The sequence below is a fragment of the Pseudomonas sp. Z4-7 genome (assembly GCF_051131965.1).
Lineage (GTDB): Bacteria > Pseudomonadota > Gammaproteobacteria > Pseudomonadales > Pseudomonadaceae > Aquipseudomonas.
This window is the reverse complement of the sequence record NZ_CP071642.1, coordinates 3,789,310-3,810,292: the sequence shown is the minus strand read 5'-3', so window position 1 is coordinate 3,810,292 and position 20,983 is coordinate 3,789,310. Positions and strand designations below refer to the sequence as shown.

The following is a 20,983-nucleotide window of genomic DNA, read 5'->3' as shown; positions in this document are numbered from 1 at the left end:
GGTTGCAATGCGCTGGGTCTGTATCCTCTTCCCGCAATTGGCGCTGGACGCCGCGCTGCGCCAGCGCCCCGATCCCGACGAGCCCCTGGCGCTGTTGACCGGTCCGGCCCAGCGCCGGGTGTTGCAAGCGGTCAATGAGCCGGCGCGCGCCCTGGGCTTGCGGCCCGGCCAGACCATGACCGCCGCCCAGGCCCTGAGCAAAGGGTTCGCCACGGCCGAATACGACGCGGCGCAGATCGAGCACTGGCAACAATTCCTGGCGGCCTGGGCCTACCGCTTCAGTTCCCAGGTCAGCGTGCATTACCCGCGCACGGTGCTGTTCGAGATCGAATCGAGCCTGGGGCTCTTCGGGCCCTGGCCGGTGTTCGAGGCTCGGTTGCGGGCCGAGCTGACTGAACTGGGCTTCCGTCATCGCATCGTCGCCGCCCCCAACCCCGTGGCGGCGCGGATGTTGGCCAATGCCCATGACGCTCTGGTCGTGCCCGATGGCGAAACTTTGCAAGCGTACCTGGGGCAAATGCCGGTGGACCGCATCGGTCTGGCCGCCGACGTCGCCACGGCACTGTCGCGCATGGGCCTGCGCCGCCTGGATCAGATCCGGGCCTTGCCTCGGCACACCCTGGCGCGGCGCTTCGAGGCCGATGTGCTCAAGCACCTCGACGCGCTGACGGGCAGTCGTACCCTGGCGCTGTCGTTCTACCTGCCTCCGGACCGTTTTGATGTGCGCATCGAACTCAATTACGACGTGCAGTCCCATCAGGCACTGCTGTTTCCGCTGCGCCGGTTGACCGGTGACCTGTCGGCTTTCCTGTGTGGGCGCGACAGCGGTGTACAGCGCTTCGACTTGCATCTGGAACACGCCGGTCTGCCGGACACGGTGATCAAGGTCGGTCTGCTCAGCGCCGAGCGGGAGCCTTCGATGCTGTTCGAACTGGCCCGTGGTCGTCTTGAACAGGTACAGGTCGAGGCGCCAGTGCGCGGATTTCGCTTGTGTGCCGACAACCTGCCGAGCTTCGTGCCCCAGCGCCTGGAGTTGTTCGACGAGCGTCCCCAACAGTCCTTGCCCTGGGAACAACTGCGCGAACGGCTGCGGGCGCGCCTGGGGGATGACGCCGTGCTGGGGCTGGGATTCGGAGACGATCATCGACCCGAGTGCGCCTGGCAGATGATTCCCCAGCCGCGGCAACAGGCATGCCCGCTGCGCGAGGAAATCCAGCGTCCCGGCTGGCTGCTCGGCGAGCCCCAGGCGTTACCTGAGGGCCAGGCGCGAATCCTCATGGGGCCGGAGCGCATCGAGTCCGGCTGGTGGGACGGAGCCGACGTGCGCCGCGATTATTACCTGATCGAAACCCGCGCCGGGCAACGCGGCTGGGCCTACCGACCGGTGGGCGAGGGCGGGCCGTTGTGGCTGCAGGGCTGGTTCGCATGAGCATCGAATACGCCGAGCTGCATTGCCTGTCGAACTTCAGTTTCCAGCGCGGCGCCTCCAGCGCCCTGGAATTGTGTCGCCGCGCCAAGGAGCAGGGTTATGCGGCCCTGGCGATTACCGATGAATGCACCCTGGCCGGGATCGTCCGGGCCTGGCAGGCGGCCAGGGAGCTTGGACTGCAACTGATCGTCGGCAGCGAAATCCAGGTCGAGGACGGTCCGAAACTGGTGTTGCTGGTGGAAAACCTCGAGGGTTACCAGACCTTGTGCCGGCTGATCACCCGCGCCCGGCGGCGTAGCGAGAAAGGCTGTTATCGCATCGTCCGGGAAGACTTCGACGAACCTCTGCCGGGTTTGCTGGCGCTGTGGATCCCCGAAGGCAAGGCGCCCGAGGAGCAGGGGCGCTGGCTCCAACAGGTTTTCAACAGGCGACTATGGCTGGCCGTGCAGTTGCATTGCGGCCAGGACGATCGCCAGCGGCTGGCGGACTTGCTCGCATTGGCCGGACACCTGGGCCTTCCCGCCGTCGCCACGGGGGATGTGCACATGCATGTGCGTGGTCGGCGTGCCTTGCAAGACACCATGACCGCCATCCGTCACCACGTCACCGTGGCCGAGGCCGGCCAGCGCCTGCACCCCAACGGCGAACGCCATCTGCGCAGCTTGCAGGCCCTGGCCGATCTCTACCCACGCGCCTTGCTCGACGAAACCCTGGAAATCGCCCGGCGTTGTACGTTCGACCTCGGCCAGTTGCGCTACGAATACCCTCGCGAGCTGGTGCCTGATGGCCACGATCCGGCGTCCTGGCTGCGGGAATTGACCGAGCGCGGCCTGCGCGAGCGCTGGGAGAACGGCGCGACAGACAAAGTGCGCGTGCAGATCGACAAGGAATTGGAGCTGATCGCCGAGTTGGGCTACGACAGCTACTTCCTCACCGTGCAGGACATTGTCAGTTTCGCCCGTAGCCGCCACATTCTTTGCCAGGGTCGAGGCTCGGCGGCCAACTCGGCGGTGTGCTACGCCCTGGGCATCACCGAAATCGATCCGAGCCGGACGGACATGTTGTTCGAACGCTTCCTGTCCCGCGAGCGCAATGAGCCGCCGGACATCGATGTCGATTTCGAACACGAGCGCCGTGAAGAAGTCTTGCAGTATGTGTTCCAGCGTTACGGCCGGCATCGCGCGGCGTTGACGGCGGTGGTCAGCAGTTACCATGGCGCCGGGGCGGTGCGCGATGTGGCCAAGGCCTTGGGCCTGCCGCCGGACCAGGTCAATGCGCTGGCCGATTGCTGCGGGCGCTGGAGCGATGAAGCGCCGCCCCTGGACCGCTTGCGCGAGGGTGGTTTCGACCCGGACAGCCCGGTGTTGCGCCGGGTGCTGAGCCTGACCCGGCAACTGATCGGCTTCCCCCGACACCTGTCCCAACACCCCGGCGGTTTCGTGATTTCCCAGCAACCGCTGGACACCCTGGTGCCGGTGGAAAACGCCGCGATGGCCGAGCGCACCATCATCCAGTGGGACAAGGACGACCTTGATGCGGTCGGGTTGCTCAAGGTGGACATTCTCGCCCTGGGCATGCTCAGCGCGATCCGCCGCTGTTTCGACCTGATCGCGCATTACCGGGGTGTGCGGTATACATTGGCGTCATTGCCCAAGGACGATCGGGCGACGTTCGAGATGATCAGCCGCGCCGACACCATCGGCGTGTTCCAGATCGAATCCCGAGCGCAGATGGCGATGTTGCCCCGGCTCAAGCCCAAGGAGTATTACGACCTGGTGATCGAGGTGGCGATCGTACGGCCGGGACCGATCCAGGGCGGCATGGTGCATCCGTATCTACGGCGACGAAATGGCGAAGAGCCCGTCACTTATCCTTCGGAAAAACTGAAAAAAGTGCTGGGTCGCACCTTGGGCATTCCGTTGTTCCAGGAACAGGTAATGCAGATCGCCATTGTCGCGGCGGACTACACGCCCGGCGAGGCGGACCAGTTGCGTCGCTCGATGGCCGCGTGGAAACGTCACGGCGGCCTTGAGCCGCATCGCGAGCGCCTGGCGGAAGGTATGAAGAACAACGGCTACACGCCCGAGTTCGCCGCGCAGATCTTCGAGCAGATCAAGGGCTTCGGCAACTACGGCTTTCCGGAATCCCATGCCGCCAGTTTCGCCTTGCTGACCTACGCCAGCAGTTGGCTCAAATGCCACGAACCGGCGGCGTTCGCCTGCGCCCTGATCAACAGTTGGCCCATGGGTTTCTATAGCCCGGACCAGATCCTCCAGGATGCCCGCCGGCATCAGTTGCAGATCCGTGCAACGGACGTGCGCGCCAGCGACTGGGAATCCAGCCTCGAACCCCTGGAGGGCCGGCAGCCGGCGATCCGCATGGGCTTGCGCCTGATCAAGAGCTTTCGTGAAGACGATGCCCGCCGTATCGAGGCGGCTCGCAGACAGCGGCCTTTCAGCGATGTGGCGGACCTTGCCGAACGGGCTCGACTCGATGCCCGGGCCATGGAACAACTGGCCGACGCCGGCGCGTTGCGCGGTATGGCCGGCGATCGTCACCGTGCCCGCTGGGAAATCGCCGGGGTGCAAAAACAACTGGGCCTGTTCGCCGGTTTGCCCAGCGAGGAGGAACCGCCCGTGGTCTTGCCGACGCCCACGGTGGGGGAGAACCTGTTCGCCGACTACGCCACGTTGGGCACCACGCTGGGGCCGCATCCGCTGGCCTTGTTGCGTCCTGAGTTGCGCGCCCGGCGCTGCCGCAGTTCGCGGGAATTGCAAGCGGTGGAACACGGTCGCAACGTCAGCGTTGCCGGGCTGGTCACCGGCCGCCAGCGCCCGGGCACGGCCAGTGGCGTGACCTTCGTCACCCTGGAAGATGAATTCGGCAATCTCAACGTGGTGGTCTGGCGCGACCTGGCCGAGCGTCAACGCAAGGTTCTGGTGGGTTCGCAATTGCTTCGGGTGGACGGGCGCTGGGAGAGTGTCGGCGAGGTTCGGCACCTGATCGCCGGGCGCCTGAGCGACCTGACTGGATTGCTGGCGGGCATCAATGTGCGCAGCCGCGATTTCCGCTGAACACCCACACCCTTAGTGTTCACCCTGTCCCCCGGACCAGACAGGACCGGCGCAGAGGCTTCTGCATGAACCAATTGCCCACCCCGCGCTCGAAGCACTAGCACAAGGGACTTGTGGTATGCCGCTTCCCTGCTGGTAGTTTGAGGTGAGAGTCGTTCCATGAAGTTCTTATCCCAGAGTAACGGGTGTCCCGGTTGGGACGGTGAGATGGCCCGACGTATCCGGGCCTACGATTGGAGTCGCACCGATCTGGGCGCGATCGAGCACTGGTCCGCCAGCCTGCGCAGCGCTGTTCAGTTGATGCTGGCTTCGCCCTTGCCGATGGTCATGTTGTGGGGCCGCCAGGGCTTCATGATTTATAACGATGCCTATGCCGAGTTTGCCGGTGGCCGTCACCCGTACCTGTTGGGGCGCGCGGTGGAGCTGGGTTGGCCGGAAGTCGCTGAATTCAATCGCCATGTACTCGACGTGTGCCTGGCTGGCGGCACCTTGTCCTACCGCAGCAAGGAACTGGTATTGCTGCGCGACGGCAAGCCCGAAGACGTCTGGATGGACCTCTATTACAGCCCGGTGCCCGACGATGATCATTCGCCGGCTGGCGTCCTGGCGATCGTCGTGGAAACCACCGAACTGGTGCTCAGCGAGCGGGCCCGACAAGAGGCGGAACGCAGCTACCGTGCGGTCAACGAGCGTATTCAGTTGGCGCTTTCGGCCGGGCCGTTGCTGGGCTCGTTTGTCTGGGATATCCCGGCCGACACACTGTCCGGCGACGAGCGTTTCGCCCGTACGTTCGGCTATCCGTCCGAATGTTCGCTGGATGCACTGCCCATCGAGATCGCTCGCCAGCGCATCCATCCGGATGATCTTGCCGACGTGGAGCAACGTGTCGACCTGACGGTGCGCACGGGCGCGCCCTACAGCGCTGAATACCGTGTGCGCCGTGGTGAGGGCGAATACCTCTGGGTGCTGGCCAGCGGCCGCTGCGAGTTCGATGCGTTGGGCAAGCCCCTGCGTTTTCCCGGTGTGCTGATCGACATCAATGAGCGCAAGACTGCCGAAGCGTCGTTGCTCAAGTTCACCCGCGAGCTGGAACAACGCGTCGCCGATGAAGTACAGGCGCGGCTGGCGGCTGAAGAACAGTTGCGCCAATCGCAGAAGCTCGAGGCCATCGGCGGGCTTACGGGGGGCGTGGCCCACGACTTCAACAATCTGCTCCAGGTGATCGGTGGAAACCTGCATTTGCTGGCTCGCCACGAACCCGACAATCCCAACGTGCAACGGCGGGTCGGGGCGTCCATCGAAGCCGTGGAGCGAGGCGCCAAGCTGTCATCGCAACTATTGGCTTTTGCCCGGCGCCAGCCCTTGTCCCCGGCCGTCTACAACCCACGGCGCATCTACGATGGCCTGGGCGAATTGTTGCAACGGGCACTGGGGGAAACCATCCGGATCGAGGTGGCGTTGCCGGATGAGCCTTGGTGCATCCATGTCGACCGCAACCAATTGGAAAATGCCCTGTTGAACCTGGCGATCAACGCCCGCGATGCCATGGGCGGCGAAGGGACTATCTGCCTGATTGGCGAGAATATCGCACTGGATGAGTCATCATGCGCCGGTAAAGGTGTTGCGGCTGGCGATTACGTACGGCTGTCGGTGACCGATTGTGGCGCGGGCATGGCGCCTGAAGTCCTCAAGCAGGTTTTCGAGCCGTTCTTCACCACCAAGACCGACGGCCACGGTACCGGACTCGGGTTGAGCATGGTGTTCGGGTTCGTCAAGCAGAGCGGCGGCCATATCGAGATTTCCAGCCATCCGGGAGAAGGCACCCAGGTGCACATGTACTTCCCGCGCAGCCATAGGCCCGAGTCGGAGGAGCAGACGCACCACCGCACGCATCAGTCGGGCTTGCAGGAAACCGTCCTGGTGGTCGAGGACAACGATGACGTGCGCAGTGCCTCGGTGGAATTGCTCGAGCTGTCGGGTTATCGGACCCTGACCGCAGCGAATGGCGACGAGGCCATGAAACTGTTACTGGAGGGCATCTCGGTCGACCTGATCTTCACCGACGTGGTCATGCCCGGGCTGATCAAGAGCTCCGACCTGGCCGCCTGGGCCAAGGTCCAGTCCCCGCCGGTGCCGGTGTTGTTCACGTCAGGGCACACCCGCGACATCATCTCGCGCAATCATCAGTTGAGTCCTGACACCCATCTGCTGAGTAAACCCTATAGCCCGGATGCGCTGACCCGGATGGTCAGGTCGGTACTGGGCGGCTGAGCATGCTGCAAAAGAATGGAACCCAGCCGCCTTGCCACCTTCGAATAACCAAGGCCGTCGATTGAACCGGCCCTGTCATGAACGAGGTGTCCAATGAGCGATCCTGCAAATACCCAGCAACAAGGCCAGACGCAGACCCAGTCTTCGCGTAACGATCCGGCCGTCGATCCCCAAGCGCCGGGCAACCCGCCCGCCGGTCCGGCTGGAACGCACCAGGCTCACAGCGCTGCCAGCGAGGTCGATCAGAAACAACATCACCAGGACAACGACAACACCTACAGCCCTGGCTTCAAGCCAGAGCCGGATCGACCTGGCCCCGGCGACAAGACCGACGCCGACATCGATACCGCCGACAGCTAGCCAACAAAAAGCCCGACTCGATGGTCGGGCTTTTTCATGCGTGCTGCATTATTTACTAGGATGCGCGGCCTGGAGCTTCTTGGCCATTTCCAGGTGATGCTGCAGGTCGGGCAGCATTTTCTGGGCAAACGCCTTGAGTTCGGTATTGCCGGGCTTCTTATCGTCGGTGACGGTCTCGGCTTCCTTCTTGAACAGGGCGATGGTTTCTTCATGGGCCATCACCTGGTTATTGGCGAAGGCTGGGTCGAAGGACTCGTCACGCACATCGAGAATCTTGGCCTTGGCCTTTTTCATCAGCGTGGTGTCATCCGGTACTTCGATGTCGTGTTTTTGCGCCAGCGCCTTCAGCTCTTCGTTGGCTTTGGTGTGGTCGGTGATCATCTTGTTGGCGAACTCCTTGATGTCCGCCGATTGGCTTTTTTGCAGCGCCAGTTTGCTGGTTTCGATTTCCGCTATGCCATTGGCCGCCGCGTTATCGACAAAGTCGTTGGACGTCGCGGCCCATGCCATGCCCATGCTGGTACTCAAGGCAACTGCCAGGCCGAGTTGACGCAGGGTAAATCTGTCCATAGGTAAGTCTCCACACAGGTTGTACGAGTGTTCTTGTGGTCACTGTTCAATGGAGAGCGGGAAGGGGCCGAAGGTTTGATCGGAGCGCGGCGCGGCACGACGAACGGTCGCCGCTGGTCGGATTGGCGGTCGACAGAAGCCGACCGGCAAGGCCATGCTGGTGACAGGCAGTGCCATGAAAAGCACTCGCCACCGAACCAACCAAAGGAGGTGCTCCATGCCGGTGTCCCATGATCTTTGCCAGGATCTTGATTGCACAAAAGACCACATCCAGCAAAAGCGTAGCGAGGATCCGACGCTCGACGAATTGCTCAAGAAGTATGCGCGAATCGACGCCGAGGTCGTGAATGCCGAGAAGCCGCCCGTCACGCTGTCCGATCCTGCTTTGGAGACACTCAAGAAAGAACGCTTGCAGACCAAGGACAAGATCGCCGAATTGATGCGGGCGTAGTCCAACCAGGTTGTACGGGCCCTTTGTTCTGCAAAGGGCCTTCTGACAGTAAGCGCTTGTGTGGCGAGGGAGCTTGCTCCCGCTGGGCCGCGAAGCGGCCCCATCCTGATCTGTCAGCCCAGCGGATCCCAACGCTGGGACCAGTCACTGCCAGCCTTGACGATCCCCCGCAGCACCTCGAACGCCTGCTGCAATGCCGCCGAATCGCGGTCCCTGGAATACACCAGGTAGGTCGGGTAGTTGAACTCCGGCGCCTTGGGCACCCGCTCCAGAATGCCGCTGTCCAGGTAGCTCTGCACGACCCGGGTGCGGAAGTAGCCGCTACCGCCGTTTTCCAGAATATATTGCAACGCCAGTGGACCGAGATTGAAGGTCACGGCGGCCTTGGCCTTGTCCGGAAGCGCCGTGTCGTGCTGGCGCCGGAAGTCCGCGCTCCAGTCGATGTACACGTAGGGCTCGGGGCGAGCGGCCAGGCGCACCAGGATGAGTTTTTCCTCCAGCAACTGCTCCACCTGCAATCGCGGCCAGTACTCAGGCTGATAGACCACCGCCGCATCCAGCAGACCCAGCTCCAGTTGCTGCAAGAGTTTTTCACCGTCGCGGATGTCCATGCGCAGGGCATGGCCAGGGATTTTCTGGCGCAGCTCCCCCGCCCAGGCAAGCATCAGGGGATTGCACAAACTGACCTCGCCACCGAGATGCAAGACATTGCGATAACCCTCAGGCAACGGCAAGTCGCGGCGGGCGGCCTCCCACGTCTGTACGAGCTGGTTGGCGTAGACCACGAAGGCTTCGCCATCGGCGGTCAGTCGCGCACCGGCACGGTTACGCACGAACAGCGCGCAGCCGAGCTGGCTTTCGAGCTTCTGGACCCGGGCGGTTATCGCCGTCTGGGTGACGTGCAGTTTTTGCGCCGCAGCGGCGAGGCTGCCGTGGCGGACGATTTCCAGGAAGGTACGGGCGAGGTCGATGTCCATGGTCGGGCCGAAGCGGGTGGAGCGGGCATTGTAAGAGCTGGCCCAGCTATCCGATACCATCCTCATCCCTGTGGGAGCGAGCCTGCTCGCGAAAAACAAAAATCCCGCCACAAGGGCGGGATCTGGTTACAGCCAGGGCGCGACCCGATCTCAGGAAGGGAACAGCTCGGACAGCTTCATCGACAGCATCATGTCGCCTTCAACGCGCAGCTTGCCGCCCATGAAGGCTTGCATGCCGTCGGTTTCGCCGCTGACGATATCCTTGAGGGTTTGGCTATCCAGGACCAGCGTGCAGTTGGCGTCGGGGTTCGCGCCTTCCTGGATGTCGCAGGTGCCATCCTTGACGATCAGGGCGTACTGCTTGTCTTCGTCAGTGATATTGAAACCAAATACCAGGTCCAGGCCGGCAGCGGCGGCTGGGTTGAACTTGGCTTGCATGGCTTTTACGGCGTCGGCTACGGAGGTCATTGTTTCGATCCTTATTTGAGTGGTACAGCAAGGGTCTGCAAGTAATCCGGCCTCAGCGGAAGGTGATGAGGTCCGGGGTCTTCAGCAGTTGCAGATGCGCATGACTGTTGAAGGAAGCCAGGGCCACCTCGCGGCCTCTGAATTTCAGTTGGTTGAGCGAGGTGTTGACGATCTGCCAGTTCAGCTCAAAAGCTTGCCGGGCAGGCATCTGGGTGATCAGGTGAAGCAGGGCGGTGATGGTCCCGCCGGAGGTGAACACGGCGATCTTGTGGGTCTTGTCGGCCTTTTCGAGGATGCGGTGCAGGCCGGCCTGGACCCGCTCGACAAAACCCAGCCAGCTCTCCAGCCCGGGCGGGTCATACTGGCCGCTGAGCCAGCGTTCGACGATCAACGCAAAAATGCGCTGGAACTCTCCGCGGTTCTGCGCCGCGTTGCGCAGGATATGCAGCGCTTCGGGCTCCTGGGGCAGCATGTCCGGGAGCAGCGCGCGGATCACCGCGTCGGCATCGAATTCGTTGAACGCCGCGTCGATTTCCACCTCGGGAACCGGCAGCCCGACAGCGGACATCGCGCCCAGCGTGCCGATAGCGGTGTCCTGCTGGCGACGCAGGTCGCCCGAGAGGCAGCGATCGAACACGATGCCGAGCTCCGCCAGGTGGCCGCCGAGCACTTGGGCCTGGCGTATGCCATTGGGCGAAAGGACATCGTAGTCATCCGCACCAAAGGAGGCCTGGCCATGTCGTATCAGATAAATGCTGCCCACGTCCGCGTCATCCCGGTACGTTGAAGGTTTGGCGAGGTTATGAGGATGGCGGAGGGCTGTCAACGAAAAAACATACGCTCGTTTGAAATGACCGTTACAGGCCCGTCCGGACTCACCCGCGTTACGGTAACAGCAGGTTTCATGGCTGGCAGCGGGGCAGGCGCATGGGTATGCTGGGACCGTTACGCGCCTGCGTTCAGTGGCGCATTGCATTTAAGGAGTCGCTGTGGAGTTTTTTGTCGAATACGCCGGTTTTCTGGCCAAGACGGTGACGCTGGTGATCGCCATTCTGGTGGTCATGGCCAGTTTTGCTGCGTTGCGCAGCAAGGGACGGCGCAAGTCGGCCGGGCAGTTGCAAGTCAGCAAGCTCAACGATTTCTACAAGGGCTTGCGTGAGCGTCTGGAGCAGACGCTGCTGGACAAGGACCAGCTCAAGGCGCTGCGCAAGAGCGAAGGCAAGGCCGAGAAGGCTGGGAAGAAACAGAAAGACAAACCGGCGGCCAAGCCCCGGGTATTCGTGCTGGACTTCGATGGCGATATCAAGGCTTCCGCCACCGAGAGCCTGCGTCACGAAATTACCGCGCTGCTGACCCTGGCGACCCCGAAGGACGAAGTGGTCCTGCGCCTGGAAAGCGGTGGCGGCATGGTCCACAGCTACGGCCTGGCCTCGTCGCAACTGGCGCGGATCCGCCAGGCCGGCGTGCCGCTGACGGTGTGCATCGACAAGGTTGCAGCCAGCGGCGGCTACATGATGGCGTGCATCGGCGAGAAGATCATTAGCGCCCCGTTCGCAATCCTCGGCTCCATCGGCGTCGTGGCCCAATTGCCCAACGTCAATCGCCTGCTGAAGAAACACGACATCGATTTCGAAGTGCTGACCGCCGGCGAGTACAAACGCACATTGACGGTGTTTGGTGAGAATACCGAGAAGGGCCGGGAAAAATTCCAGGAAGACCTGGACATCACCCATGAATTGTTCAAGAACTTCGTGTCCAACTACCGCCCGCAGCTGGCTATCGATGAAGTGGCAACCGGCGAGGTCTGGCTCGGTGTCGCCGCGCTGGAGAAACAGCTGGTGGACGAGCTCAAGACCAGCGATGAATACCTGGCCGAACGGGCCAAGGGTGCCGAGCTCTATCACCTGCACTATGCCGAACGCAAAAGCCTGCAGGAGCGCATCGGCATGGCGGCCAGCGGTTCGGTGGACCGGGTGCTGCTGAGCTGGTGGGGCCGCCTGACGCAGCAGCGGTTCTGGTAATCCACTGAAGTCGCACCAACATTGTCCCCTGTGGGAGCGAGCCTGCTCGCGAAGACGGCGGTGCATTCGCCATGGATGCAAGCTGATCCACCGCTTTCGCGAGCAGGCTCGCTCCCACAGAGGTTTCGAAGTCGAGACCAACAAAAAGCCCTGACCCGGTACACCCGGATCAGGGCTTTTTCATACTTCAACTATCAGCGACGACGAAACAGTGGCAACGGTTCGTCAGTGGCCGCCTGGTAGGTCACCGAAAAGTCCTTGAGGCTTTCGAGGGCTTCATAGGGGTCTTTGTCGGCACGCAGGGCAAAGGCGTCGAAACCGCAGCGGCGCATGTAGAACAACTGGTCGCGCAGCACATCGCCAATGGCGCGCAATTCGCCCTTGAAGCCATACCGTTCGCGCAACAGGCGTGCGTTGGAGTAGCTGCGCCCGTCGGTGAAGGCCGGGAAGTTCAGTGCAATGACTTGGAGCTGATTGGCGTCATCGCCGATTTCTTCCGCTTCTTCGTCGGCATCCAGCCACACGCCCAGGCCGCCATCACGGGCTTTGAGCGCATGGGCATGGTCGCGCCAAAGGGCGAGAGGCACGATCAGGTCGTCGCAGTTGGAAATGCCATCGAAGGTCGCGTCCTTGGGCAGCAAGTGCCAGGTTTCGTCGATGACCTCGTTGTTCTTAATGATTCGCTGCATAGACGCGTTCCTTGAAGAGGTCGATGCCGATACGTTGATAAGTGTCGATGAAACGCTCGTCTTCGGTACGTTGTTCGATGTACACGTCGATCAGCTTCTCGATCACATCCGGCATGTCGTCCTGTGCAAACGACGGGCCGAGGATCTTGCCCAGGCTGGCGTCGCGGCTGCCGCTGCCACCGAGGGAGACCTGGTAGAACTCCTCGCCTTTCTTGTCCACGCCGAGGATGCCGATATGACCGACGTGGTGGTGACCGCAGGCATTCATGCAGCCGGAAATGTTCAGGTCCAGCTCGCCGATGTCGAACAGGTAGTCGAGGTCGTCGAAGCGGCGCTGGATCGATTCGGCGATCGGGATCGATTTGGCGTTCGCCAGCGAGCAGAAATCCCCGCCCGGGCAGCAGATCATGTCGGTCAGCAGGCCGATGTTCGGCGTGGCGAAGCCTTGCTCGCGCAGCTCGCCCCACAGGGTGAACAACTGGCTCTGTTCAACGTCCGCCAGGATGATGTTCTGCTCATGGGACGTGCGCAGCTGGCCAAAGCTGTAGCGGTCGGCCAGGTCGGCCACGGCGTCCATCTGCTTGTCGGTGATATCGCCCGGTGCGACACCGGTCGGCTTCAGCGACAGGGTCACCGCGACGTAGCCCGGTTTCTTGTGCTTGAGGGTGTTGCGTGTCCGCCAGCGCGCGAAGCCCGGGTGTTCCTTGTCGAGGGCGGCCAGTTCGGCGTCCTGGTTGTCCAGCGCCTTGTAGGCCGGGTCGACGAAATGCTTGGCCACGCGATGGACTTCGGCTTCGGTCAGGGTGGTCTGGCCGCCACGCAGGTGGACCATTTCGGCCTCGACCTTTTCGGCGAACACTTCAGGCGTCAGGGCCTTGACCAGGATCTTGATCCGCGCCTTGTATTTGTTGTCGCGACGCCCGTAGCGGTTGTACACCCGCAGGATGGCGTCGAGGTAGCTCAGCAGGTCCTGCCATGGCAGGAACTCGTTGATGAACGCGCCGACCACCGGCGTACGCCCCAGGCCGCCGCCCACCAGCACGCGGAAGCCCAGCTCGCCGGCGGCGTTGTAGACCGCTTCGAGGCCAATGTCATGGACTTCGATGGCCGCGCGGTCCGAGGTCGAGCCATTGATGGCGATCTTGAACTTGCGCGGCAGGTAGGCGAATTCCGGGTGGAACGTGGTCCATTGGCGAACGATCTCGCACCATGGGCGCGGGTCGATCAGTTCGTCGGCCGCGACGCCGGCAAACTGGTCGGTGGTCACGTTGCGCAGGCAGTTGCCGCTGGTCTGGATCGCGTGCATCTGCACGGTGGCCAGTTCCGCCAGGATCTCGGGCACGTCTTCCAGGGCAGGCCAGTTGTACTGGACGTTCTGCCGGGTACTGATATGGGCATAGCCCTTGTCATAGTCGCGGGCAATCTGGGCCAGCTTGCGCACCTGGCGCGAGGTCAGTTGGCCATAAGGCACCGCCACGCGCAGCATCGGGGCGAAGCGCTGGATATACAGGCCATTCTGCAAGCGCAGAGGGCGGAATTCTTCTTCGCTCAGCTCGCCTGCCAGATAGCGTCGGGTCTGATCACGGAACTGCTTGACGCGGTCCTCGATGATCCGCTGATCGTACTCGTCATATACGTACATATAAGTCTCGTTCTCAGGCTTGGGCCGATCAGAAACAGCTGCAGGTTGGCTCGCTGAAATCGGGTTCTGCCTCGGCAATTCTGCGCGCACGGCCGCGCACTCCTAGAGGAGCCGGTGCAAGATACCTGTTTTGAGTTATGCGCAAAAGTGATGTTTGAGTATATGTAAAGAACCAAATCGACTAATGCCTTCGATTATTGGCTAACCCACATTTGTCGTACGGGCAATCATCGTCTTAACTGTGGTCGAGTCCCTATGCAATCACCTACAAAACCGACAAGAGGCGATGCAATGAGTAATCCGACCAAAGCAAGGAAAAGCGACAGTACCGTTGATGCCTGGGCCATTCTGTTCCTGATTATCCTGGTGGTGGGCACGGCGGTGTTCTGGGTCAGTCATCAATAAACGGTAGCCCTGGTGGTGAAAACTGTGGGAGCGAGCTTGCTCGCGATGGCGGTGGTTCAGTCACCATGAGGTCGACTGACACATCGCCATCGCGAGCAAGCTCGCTCCCACATGGGGCGGGGTGCCGTTGGCTATTTTTACAACCCCGCCAGATGCACCACCAGCTTGACGATGCCAAACAGGGTCAAGGCGAAGATCACCGTGAACGCGATTCCCAGTATCACGAAGTGACTCGGCTTGCCGTGGGTGAAATCCCGGGCGCGGTTCTTGCCGCTCTGCACGCCGAAAGCGGCGGCCAGCACGCTGTGCATCATCTGCAACAGGGTCGGCGGCTTGTTGTCGACTGGATCGTCCATAAATCCCTCGTCTGCCATGGGTTTGGGACAAGCATAGACAACCCCGGGGAAAAGATCGCAGCGCGCCTCGGCTGCGATCTTTTCAGAGGCGCCTGATCAGTTGTCGTAGCCCAGGTTCGGCGCCAGCCAGCGTTCGGTCACGCTCAGGTCCTGGCCCTTGCGCGCGGTGTAGCTCTGGACCTGGTCCTTGTCGATCTTGCCCACGGCGAAATACTGCGCCTGGGGATGGGCGAAGTACCAGCCGCTGACCGCCGCCGCCGGGAACATCGCGTAGTGTTCGGTGAGGAACACGCCGCTGCGTCCGGCTTTCAGTTCGCTGGCCTCGGGGTCGAGCAGGCGGAACAGGGTGGCTTTCTCGGTGTGATCCGGGCAGGCCGGGTAACCGGGGGCAGGGCGGATGCCGGTGTATTGCTCCTTGATCAGCGCCTCGTTGTCCAGGCGCTCATCCTTGGCATAGCCCCAATACTCCTTGCGCACCTGCTGGTGCAGCCATTCGGCGCAAGCTTCGGCCAATCGGTCGGCCAGGGCCTTGACCATGATCGAGTTGTAGTCGTCGCCGGCGTTCTGGTAGGCCTTGGCGACTTCTTCGGCACCGATGCCGGCGGTGGTGATGAAGCCACCGACATAGTCGGTCACGCCGCTGTCCTTGGGTGCGACGAAGTCGGCCAGGGAGAAGTTCGGCTTGCCGTCGGTCTTGATGATCTGCTGGCGCAGGTGATGCAGGCGCGCCAGTGGCTTGCCGTCGTCGCCATAGACTTCCAGGTCGTCGTCATGCACCTGGTTGGCCGGCCAGAAGCCGAACACGGCACGGGCGCTGATGAGTTTCTCGTCGATCAGCTTGCGCAGCATCGCCCGGGCATCGGCGTACAGCGCGGTGGCCGCTTCGCCGACCACTTCGTCGGTGAGGATGCGCGGGTATTTGCCGGCCAGGTCCCAGGAAATGAAAAACGGCGTCCAATCGATGTACTCGGCCAGGACGTTCAGGTCGATATCGTCCAGCACCCGTGCGCCGGTGAAAGTCGGCTTGACGGGCTGGTAGCTGCTCCAGTCGAACTGCGGCTTCTTCGCCACGGCCGCCGGGTAGCTCAGGCGCTCGGTGCGGGCGCTGCGGTTGGAGGTGCGCTCGCGCACGTCTATGTAGTCCAGGCGGGTCTTCTCGACAAACGCCGGCTTGAGCTCCTTGGACAGCAACTGCGTCGCCACGCCCACGGCGCGGGAGGCGTCGGTGACGTAAATCACTGCATCATTGCTGTACTTGGGTTCGATCTTCACGGCGGTATGGGCCTTGGAGGTCGTGGCGCCACCGATCATCAGCGGCAGGTGGAAGTCCTGGCGCTGCATCTCCCGCGCCACATGCACCATTTCATCCAGGGACGGTGTGATCAGGCCGGACAGGCCGATGATGTCGCACTTCTCATCTTTGGCCACCTGAAGGATTTTCTCCGCCGGCACCATCACGCCGAGGTCGACCACGTCGTAGCCGTTGCACCCCAGCACCACGCCGACGATGTTCTTGCCGATGTCGTGGACGTCGCCCTTGACCGTGGCCATCAGGATCTTGCCCTTGGCCTCTGGCTTGTCGCCTTTTTCCGCTTCGATGAACGGAATCAGGTGCGCCACGGCCTGCTTCATCACGCGGGCGGACTTGACCACCTGGGGCAGGAACATCTTGCCGGCGCCAAACAGGTCGCCGACGATGTTCATGCCGGCCATCAACGGGCCTTCGATCACTTCGATCGGGCGGGCGAAGGACAGGCGCGATTCCTCGGTGTCCTCGACGATGTGGGTGGTGATGCCCTTGACCAGCGCGTGCTCCAGGCGCTTGTTCACTTCCCATCCGCGCCATTCTTCGGTTTCCGCTTCCTTGACGCTGCCGTCGCCCTTGTACTTGTCGGCGATCGCGAGGAGGGCGTCGGTGCCTTCGGGTGTACGGTTGAGGATCACGTCTTCCACCGCGTCGCGCAGTTCCACCGGGATCTGGTCGTAGATCTCCAGTTGGCCGGCGTTGACGATGCCCATGGTCAGGCCCGCGCGGATCGCATGCAGCAGGAACACCGAGTGGATCGCCTCGCGCACCGGGTTGTTGCCGCGGAACGAGAACGACACGTTGGACACGCCACCGGAGGTCAGCGCGTAGGGCAGTTCATCGCGGATGTAGGCGCAGGCGTTGATGAAGTCCACGGCATAGTTGTTGTGCTCTTCGATACCGGTGGCGACGGCGAAGATGTTCGGGTCGAAGATGATGTCTTCCGGCGGGAAGCCAACCTCGTTGACCAGGATATCGTAGGAGCGCTTGCAGATTTCCTTCTTGCGCGCCTCGGTGTCGGCCTGGCCGGCTTCGTCGAAGGCCATCACCACCACGGCGGCGCCGTAGCGCTTGCACAGCTTGGCGTGATGGATGAACTGCTCGACGCCTTCCTTCATGCTGATGGAGTTGACGATGCCCTTGCCCTGGATGCACTTGAGGCCCGCTTCGATGACTTCCCACTTGGAGGAGTCGATCATGATCGGCACGCGGGAAATGTCCGGTTCGCCGGCGATCAGATTGAGGAAGGTCACCATGGCCTTCTTCGAATCGAGCATGCCCTCGTCCATGTTGATGTCGATCACCTGGGCGCCGGCCTCGACCTGTTGCAGCGCCACTTCCAGGGCTTCGGTGTAGTTGTCTTCGCGGATCAGCCGGGCGAATTTGGCGGAGCCGGTGATGTTGGTCCGCTCGCCGACGTTGACGAACAACGAGCTGCGATCGATGGTGAACGGTTCCAGGCCCGACAGGCGGCACGCCCGGGGAATCTCGGGAATCTGCCGTGGAGCATAGCCAGCGACGGCCTTGGCGATAGCTTCGATGTGCGCCGGGGTGGTGCCGCAGCAACCCCCGACGATATTGAGGAAGCCGCTCTGGGCGAATTCTTCAATGACCTTGGCGGTGTCCACCGGCAGCTCGTCGTATTCGCCGAATTCGTTGGGCAGGCCGGCGTTGGGGTGCGCCGACACATGGGTGCTGGCCTTGTTCGACAGTTCTTCCAGGTACGGGCGCAGTTCGCTGGCACCGAGGGCGCAGTTCAGGCCGACGGAGATCGGCTTGGCGTGGGCCACCGAGTTCCAGAAGGCTTCGGTGGTCTGGCCGGAGAGGGTGCGGCCGGAGGCGTCGGTGATGGTGCCGGAAATCATGATCGGCAACTCGAGGCCCAGCTCTTCATAGACGCCTTGCACGGCGAAGATCGCGGCCTTGGCATTGAGCGTGTCGAAAATGGTCTCGATCAGGATCAGGTCGGCGCCGCCTTCGATCAGGCCCTTGGTGGCTTCGGTGTAGTTCTCCACCAGCTCGTCGAAGGTCACGTTGCGGTAGCCGGGGTTGTTCACATCCGGCGACAGCGAGCAGGTGCGGCTGGTCGGGCCGAGCACGCCGGCGACGAAGCGCGGCTTGTCCGGGGTTTCGAGGGTCTTGGCGTCGGCCACCTTGCGGGCCAGGCGCGCGCCTTCCAGGTTCAGCTCGTAGGCCAGGCCCTGCATGCCGTAGTCGGCCTGGGACACCTGGGTGGCGTTGAAGGTGTTGGTTTCGAGGATGTCGGCGCCGGCATCCAGGTAGGCCTTTTCGATAGCGCCAATCACGTCGGGGCGGGTCAGCACGAGCAAGTCGTTGTTGCCCTTGACGTCGCTCGGCCAGTCGGCGAAGCGTTTGCCACGGTAGTCCTGCTCTTCCAGCTTGTAGCTCTGGATCATCGTGCCCATGCCGCCGTCGAGGATCAGGATGCGTTCCTTGAGGGCCTGCTGGAGAAGATAAAGGCGAGCGCTGCGATCAGACATAGGACTACCTGGAAAAAAGACCATTACGAAGGCCGGAATGATAGCAAACCTGTGCAGGATTTGATCATGGAGGGCTTTTGCATGAATATCGCTCATGTTTGCAAGGCCATGCTGGCCCGGTAGAATCGCCGGATAATTTTCCAGGAACCCGAGACATGCCGTACCGCGTCTTGTTCGGCAGTCTGTTGCTGCTGTTGTCTTCTAGCGCAGCCGCCGGGAATCCCGCTCCCGCGATCTCCTACACTCGTGACATCCAGCCGATCTTCACGGAAAAGTGTGTGGCCTGCCATGCCTGTTACGACTCCGCCTGCCAGTTGAACCTGGGCAGCGGCGAAGGTGCGCTGCGGGGGGCGAGCAAGCTGCCGGTGTACGACGGCGAGCGCCGCCAGGCCGCCGACCCGACCCGCCTGTTCTATGATGCCTCCGGCCAACGGGCCTGGCAGCGCAAGGGCTTTTACTCGGTCATCGATGCCCAGGGCAGCCAGGCGGCACTGATGGCGCAAATGCTCGAGCTGGGACACAACACGCCCTTGCAGCCCAACGCCAAGCTGCCGGAAGACATCGTACTGGGCTTGAGCCGCGACAACAGTTGCCCGACGCCGGACCAATTCGACGCCTACGCGGCTGTTCATCCCAAGGAAGGCATGCCTCTGGCCGTCACCGGCCTGACCGACCAGCAATACCAGACGCTACAGCGCTGGCTGGCCGCCGGCGCGCCCATCGACCAGCAGGCCCTGGCGCCAAGCGCCGCCGAAGCCTTGCAGGTGGTGCAGTGGGAAAACCTGCTCAATGCCCCCGGCGCCCGGGAAAGCCTGGTCGGTCGCTGGCTGTTCGAGCACCTCTTCCTGGCCCACATCTATTTCAAGGGCGGCGAGCCGGGGCATTTCTTCCAGTGGGTGCGCTCGCGCACGCCGACCGGCCAGCCGATCGACCTGATCAACACTCGCCGTCCGAATGACGACCCCGGCACCCGCATCTATTACCGGCTCTGGCCGGTGCAGGGGGTGATCGTCCACAAGACCCACATCACTTACGGCTTGAGCGCGGCGAAGATTGCGCGGATCAAGAGTCTGTTTTACAGCGGTAACTGGCAGGTCAGCTCATTGCCGGGCTACGGGCCGGAGCGTCGGGCCAATCCGTTTTCCACCTTCGAGGCGATTCCGGCCCAGGCCCGCTATCAGTTCATGCTCGATAACGCCGAGTATTTCGTGCGCACGTTCATCCGTGGCTCGGTGTGCCGGGGCCAGATCGCCACGGACGTCATTCGCGATAACTTCTGGGCGTTGTTCCAGGCACCCGAGCACGACTTGTACATCACCGACCCCAACTATCGCGGCCAGGCGACGCCGTTGCTGGCGATGCCGGGCCAGAACGATGACGTCGGCAGCGTCGTCAGCCTGTGGCTCGATTACCGCGACAAGCGCAACGCGTACGAAGCCCTGCGCCGCGACAGCTACGCCGAGCTCCCGGCTCCGGGCTGGTCGACGCTGTGGGCGGGAAATGACAATGCGCTGCTGAGCATCTTCCGGCATTTCGACAGCGCCGCGGTCACCAAGGGCCTGATTGGCGAGGTGCCGCAGACGCTGTGGCTGTTCGATTTCCCGCTGCTGGAGCGCACCTATTATCAACTGGCGGTGAATTTCGACGTGTTCGGCAATGTCTCCCACCAGGCCCAGACCCGGCTGTATTTCGACCTGATCCGCAACGGCGCGGAACAGAACTTCCTGCGCCTGATGCCGGCCGATTCCCGCGAAGGTTACCTCGACGACTGGTACCAGGCCGGTGGGAAATTCAAGATGTGGCTGGATTACGAGGCCATCGACGACGACAAGCCGACTGCGCTCAAGCTCGACGAAGCAGACCCCAAGCGCGACTTCGCCCGGCAGTTGCTGCTTCGCTATGGCGAGCTGAACGCGCGCCCCGACCCGATCAACCGCTGTGCGGGAGCGTATTGCTCGCGTCCCAATATCGATCCGGCGCTGCAGGATGCCGAGCAGGCTTTGAGTCGCCTGGTGTCGCGTCCGGCGGCGGGTCTCAGGGTCATCGACCAACTGCCGGAAGCGACGATGCTACGCGTCGAAACCCTGGACGGTCGGCGCGAGGTCTATAGCCTGCTGCGCAACCGCGCCCACAGCAACGTGGCGTTCCTGCTGGGTGAAGCGCTGCGCTACCAGCCAGGGCTGGACACCCTGACCGTTTATCCGGGCGTGCTCAGCAGCTATCCGAATTTCATTTTCGATATCCCGGCGGGGCAAGTGCCGGCGTTTGTCGATGCCATGGAGAACGCGCAGGATGCGGCGGCTTTCGAGCGAATCGTCGAGCGCTGGGGGATTCGCCGCAGTCATCCGCAGTTCTGGCGGTATTTCCACGATCTGAGCCGATACATCGAGCAAACCGACCCCTTGGAAGCGGGCGTGCTGGACATGAATCGTTATCAGAACCTCTGAGCAAAGTAGCCGACGG

15 protein-coding genes are annotated in these 20,983 nt (G+C 62.4%); 7 read left to right on the top strand and 8 right to left on the bottom strand.

Features of this window, described 5'->3' with window-relative positions; translation table 11 throughout:
• Window positions 1-7 precede the first annotated feature (7 nt).
• The 4 genes from J3P91_RS17055 to J3P91_RS17040 all read left to right on the top strand — a co-directional run bounded on the left by J3P91_RS17055 (window position 8) and on the right by J3P91_RS17040 (window position 7,134).
• Window positions 8-1,429 (top strand): Y-family DNA polymerase, encoded by a 1,422-nt coding sequence (locus J3P91_RS17055; protein ID WP_434601186.1) that lies wholly within the window; start codon window positions 8-10, stop codon window positions 1,427-1,429.
• A complete protein-coding gene (locus J3P91_RS17050) occupies window positions 1,426-4,503 on the top strand; it encodes an error-prone DNA polymerase (RefSeq protein ID WP_434601185.1) in 3,078 nt (1,025 codons plus the stop codon). Before J3P91_RS17055 ends, J3P91_RS17050 begins: the two co-directional genes overlap by 4 nt.
• A gap of 159 nt (window positions 4,504-4,662) precedes the next feature.
• On the top strand, window positions 4,663-6,774 hold the full coding sequence (locus J3P91_RS17045) for an ATP-binding protein (RefSeq protein ID WP_434601184.1): 2,112 nt from the start codon (window positions 4,663-4,665) through the stop codon (window positions 6,772-6,774).
• A gap of 93 nt (window positions 6,775-6,867) precedes the next feature.
• On the top strand, window positions 6,868-7,134 hold the full coding sequence (locus J3P91_RS17040) for a hypothetical protein (RefSeq protein ID WP_434573395.1): 267 nt from the start codon (window positions 6,868-6,870) through the stop codon (window positions 7,132-7,134).
• Window positions 7,135-7,182: 48 nt separating this feature from the next.
• Here the strand turns inward: J3P91_RS17040 and J3P91_RS17035 are convergent, their stop codons facing one another.
• A complete protein-coding gene (locus J3P91_RS17035) occupies window positions 7,183-7,704 on the bottom strand; it encodes a DUF4142 domain-containing protein (protein ID WP_434573397.1) in 522 nt (173 codons plus the stop codon).
• A 217-nt stretch (window positions 7,705-7,921) separates the two neighbouring features.
• Here J3P91_RS17035 and J3P91_RS17030 point away from each other — a divergent pair, with 217 nt between their 5' ends.
• The gene (locus J3P91_RS17030; protein WP_434573399.1) at window positions 7,922-8,155 is read left to right on the top strand and encodes a YdcH family protein; all 234 of its coding nucleotides are present in this window, start codon (window positions 7,922-7,924) and stop codon (window positions 8,153-8,155) included.
• A gap of 113 nt (window positions 8,156-8,268) precedes the next feature.
• On the opposite strand, the gene J3P91_RS17025 is transcribed toward J3P91_RS17030, so the two are convergent.
• From J3P91_RS17025 to J3P91_RS17015, 3 genes are all read right to left on the bottom strand, one after another.
• On the bottom strand, window positions 8,269-9,132 hold the full coding sequence (locus J3P91_RS17025) for a LysR family transcriptional regulator (RefSeq protein WP_305501220.1): 864 nt from the start codon (window positions 9,130-9,132) through the stop codon (window positions 8,269-8,271).
• Window positions 9,133-9,282: 150 nt separating this feature from the next.
• The gene (locus J3P91_RS17020) at window positions 9,283-9,600 is read right to left on the bottom strand and encodes an SCP2 sterol-binding domain-containing protein (RefSeq protein WP_434573401.1); all 318 of its coding nucleotides are present in this window, start codon (window positions 9,598-9,600) and stop codon (window positions 9,283-9,285) included.
• Window positions 9,601-9,652: 52 nt separating this feature from the next.
• Window positions 9,653-10,363, bottom strand: coding sequence for a histidine phosphatase family protein (locus J3P91_RS17015; protein ID WP_434601183.1), 711 nt, complete (start codon window positions 10,361-10,363; stop codon window positions 9,653-9,655).
• A gap of 226 nt (window positions 10,364-10,589) precedes the next feature.
• On the opposite strand from J3P91_RS17015, the gene sohB reads away from it, so the two are divergent.
• A complete protein-coding gene (gene sohB, locus J3P91_RS17010) occupies window positions 10,590-11,621 on the top strand; it encodes a protease SohB (protein ID WP_434601182.1) in 1,032 nt (343 codons plus the stop codon).
• Between the two features lie 194 nt (window positions 11,622-11,815).
• On the opposite strand, the gene J3P91_RS17005 is transcribed toward sohB, so the two are convergent.
• From J3P91_RS17005 to metH, 4 genes are all read right to left on the bottom strand, one after another.
• On the bottom strand, window positions 11,816-12,310 hold the full coding sequence (locus J3P91_RS17005) for a DUF934 domain-containing protein (RefSeq protein WP_305500286.1): 495 nt from the start codon (window positions 12,308-12,310) through the stop codon (window positions 11,816-11,818).
• Window positions 12,294-13,952 (bottom strand): nitrite/sulfite reductase, encoded by a 1,659-nt coding sequence (locus tag J3P91_RS17000; RefSeq protein ID WP_434573404.1) that lies wholly within the window; start codon window positions 13,950-13,952, stop codon window positions 12,294-12,296. Before J3P91_RS17000 ends, J3P91_RS17005 begins: the two co-directional genes overlap by 17 nt.
• Before the next feature lie 542 nt (window positions 13,953-14,494).
• Complete coding sequence (locus J3P91_RS16995; RefSeq protein WP_024781254.1) at window positions 14,495-14,713, bottom strand: DUF2970 domain-containing protein; 219 nt, start codon at window positions 14,711-14,713, stop codon at window positions 14,495-14,497.
• Between the two features lie 96 nt (window positions 14,714-14,809).
• The gene (gene metH / locus J3P91_RS16990) at window positions 14,810-18,520 is read right to left on the bottom strand and encodes a methionine synthase (RefSeq protein WP_434601181.1); all 3,711 of its coding nucleotides are present in this window, start codon (window positions 18,518-18,520) and stop codon (window positions 14,810-14,812) included.
• Between the two features lie 155 nt (window positions 18,521-18,675).
• Between metH and J3P91_RS16985 the strand changes: the two genes are divergently transcribed.
• Entirely contained in the window at window positions 18,676-20,967 is a 2,292-nt protein-coding gene (locus J3P91_RS16985; protein WP_434601180.1) for a fatty acid cis/trans isomerase, read from the top strand.
• The last annotated feature ends 16 nt before the right edge of the window (window positions 20,968-20,983 follow it).

What these genes read in the sequence shown, in the direction of transcription:
- J3P91_RS17055 (WP_434601186.1), top strand. Translation starts at nt 8, where the DNA reads ATGCGCTGGGTCTGTATCCTCTTCCCGCAATTGGCGCTGGACGCCGCG.
- J3P91_RS17050 (WP_434601185.1), top strand. Translation starts at nt 1,426, where the DNA reads ATGAGCATCGAATACGCCGAGCTGCATTGCCTGTCGAACTTCAGTTTC.
- J3P91_RS17045 (WP_434601184.1), top strand. Translation starts at nt 4,663, where the DNA reads ATGAAGTTCTTATCCCAGAGTAACGGGTGTCCCGGTTGGGACGGTGAG.
- J3P91_RS17040 (WP_434573395.1), top strand. Translation starts at nt 6,868, where the DNA reads ATGAGCGATCCTGCAAATACCCAGCAACAAGGCCAGACGCAGACCCAG.
- J3P91_RS17035 (WP_434573397.1), bottom strand. Translation starts at nt 7,704, where the DNA reads ATGGACAGATTTACCCTGCGTCAACTCGGCCTGGCAGTTGCCTTGAGT.
- J3P91_RS17030 (WP_434573399.1), top strand. Translation starts at nt 7,922, where the DNA reads ATGCCGGTGTCCCATGATCTTTGCCAGGATCTTGATTGCACAAAAGAC.
- J3P91_RS17025 (WP_305501220.1), bottom strand. Translation starts at nt 9,132, where the DNA reads ATGGACATCGACCTCGCCCGTACCTTCCTGGAAATCGTCCGCCACGGC.
- J3P91_RS17020 (WP_434573401.1), bottom strand. Translation starts at nt 9,600, where the DNA reads ATGACCTCCGTAGCCGACGCCGTAAAAGCCATGCAAGCCAAGTTCAAC.
- J3P91_RS17005 (WP_305500286.1), bottom strand. Translation starts at nt 12,310, where the DNA reads ATGCAGCGAATCATTAAGAACAACGAGGTCATCGACGAAACCTGGCAC.
- J3P91_RS17000 (WP_434573404.1), bottom strand. Translation starts at nt 13,952, where the DNA reads ATGTACGTATATGACGAGTACGATCAGCGGATCATCGAGGACCGCGTC.
- J3P91_RS16995 (WP_024781254.1), bottom strand. Translation starts at nt 14,713, where the DNA reads ATGGACGATCCAGTCGACAACAAGCCGCCGACCCTGTTGCAGATGATG.
- metH (WP_434601181.1), bottom strand. Translation starts at nt 18,520, where the DNA reads ATGTCTGATCGCAGCGCTCGCCTTTATCTTCTCCAGCAGGCCCTCAAG.
- J3P91_RS16985 (WP_434601180.1), top strand. Translation starts at nt 18,676, where the DNA reads ATGCCGTACCGCGTCTTGTTCGGCAGTCTGTTGCTGCTGTTGTCTTCT.